The sequence below is a fragment of the Acetoanaerobium pronyense genome (assembly GCF_017874355.1).
GTDB lineage: Bacteria > Bacillota > Clostridia > Peptostreptococcales > Filifactoraceae > Acetoanaerobium > Acetoanaerobium pronyense.
This window is the reverse complement of sequence record NZ_JAGGLI010000075.1, coordinates 1-1752: the sequence shown is the minus strand read 5'-3', so window position 1 is coordinate 1752 and position 1752 is coordinate 1. Positions and strand designations below refer to the sequence as shown.

Genomic DNA, 1752 nt, shown 5'->3' with positions numbered 1-1752 from the left:
CGGGACCAGTGAAAAAGTGGTCCTTTTCCCCTCTAAAATGTTAACAAGATTTCTTTAAATTCCATTTTACACCTAATAATTTGAAATTCCTCTTTAGCTATGGCCAAAGGAGAGGATATTATTGCTGATATCCTCTTTATATTTACTGCTATCGCAGCTAATTTAGATTGTATAGACACACTTAATAGGCCATATCCTCTTGCTCTATATAGCCCATGAAACCTTTTGAGTTCAGCATTTTTACCTTCAATGCTGGCTCTCTTTTTATATTTTTCTTTAAATTCTTCTGTTTTTTGATACTGGGAGATTTCATAAAACTCAGGCGTATTTAGACCTACGTGCAATATTTTTCTAGAATTTTTTCCAGCACACTCATCGTGTTTAGGGCATGCCTTGCACTGATTTATGTCAAAGTAATACTTGAAGTACTCTTTTACTCTTTCTTTGGTTGTGCTTTTAAACTGTTTTTTCTTTAGGGTTATGTTTCCTTGACTGCATTGCCATTCATCAGAATCTTTGTTGTAAGTGTATTCACTCTCATCAAGTCTGTAAACTGATTCGCTAACTGGTATGTAAGCTTTTGCATTCATATTTTCAATATCATCTAATATTGGTTTTCTAAAATATGCTTTATCTGCATAAACTTCTTCTAATTTAATGCCTGTTTTTTTAGTTTGCTGTAGCATTTCTTTCGTATAGCTGCCGTCCGTATATACTCCATTACCTGTTTTAACTGAAGTTATGATTCTTTCATCTGCTGTCATAACAAACTCCGTTTTAAAACCAAAGAAACTTTGAGTTTTACTCTTTCTTCCAACTCTTGCATCTTCATCTATCAGAGAACGTATACTTTTTTGATTTATGAACTTAGGATCGTTTAATATTTCTTTTGCTTTTTCAATCATTTCAATAGTTTTTTCCCCGTCAGGGACTACATTTTTATCAAATATATCTATTACAGTTTCTAAATAAGTTTTCATAACTTCTTTAGCTTCTTTGTGATCTTCAATTTCTTTATAGTTAGGAACCTGAGGCATAAATTTTAAAGTTTTACCTGATTCCTGTTCATAAGTAGAAATTATATTTCTCGCTAAATGCTTCATCAATCTTTCGGGAGATTTCTTTATTGTATTTGCTTCTATATGCGTAGCATCAATGCTTACACTCTTTCCTTCAATAATTCCTTTTTCTACACATTGCCTTACAATTTCAGTGATAATATCATCTAAAGTTGATTCTTGAAGCCTAAAAGTTCTAAATTTAGATAGCAAGCTTTTATCTGGAAGACTATCCTCCGGATTAATACCCAAAAAATACATATACGCAAGATTAAGACTTGCTTCTTCTCTAACTTTTTCGTCTGATAAATTATATAAATGTTGCAAAAAAAGTAATTTACACATCATTTCAGGTTCTTTAGCAGGTCTTCCAAAGGTTTTACAGTAACTTTCTTCTAATAATTCGTTGATAAAGCTAAAATCAACCACAGAAACTATCTTTTTTAGTATATGATTTTCAGGTATTTTATTGTATAATGATGAGTGAAATGACATTTGCTTTGGCTCTGGTCGAAGCATAAAAAAATCCCCCTTTTAGTTATGTGTTGGTTCGCACTTACATTATATCATAAATGGGGGATTTTTCATTGACCAAATCTAGTTAATTCAAAGGTTGTAAAGTTTTTTTGTCTTTTTGTAATTTAAAAATTGTATTTAATTAGGGGGTTTTTTGGAGACTTTTTCACTGGTCCCG

General features: G+C 31.5%; 1 protein-coding gene. It reads right to left on the bottom strand.

Annotated features, from left to right (window positions below; all coding sequences use genetic code 11):
* Positions 1-32: 32 nt before the first annotated feature.
* Positions 33-1577: an IS1182 family transposase gene (locus J2Z35_RS14530; RefSeq protein WP_408627209.1), complete on the bottom strand. Its 1545-nt coding sequence runs from the start codon at positions 1575-1577 to the stop codon at positions 33-35.
* Positions 1578-1752: the final 175 nt, after the last annotated feature.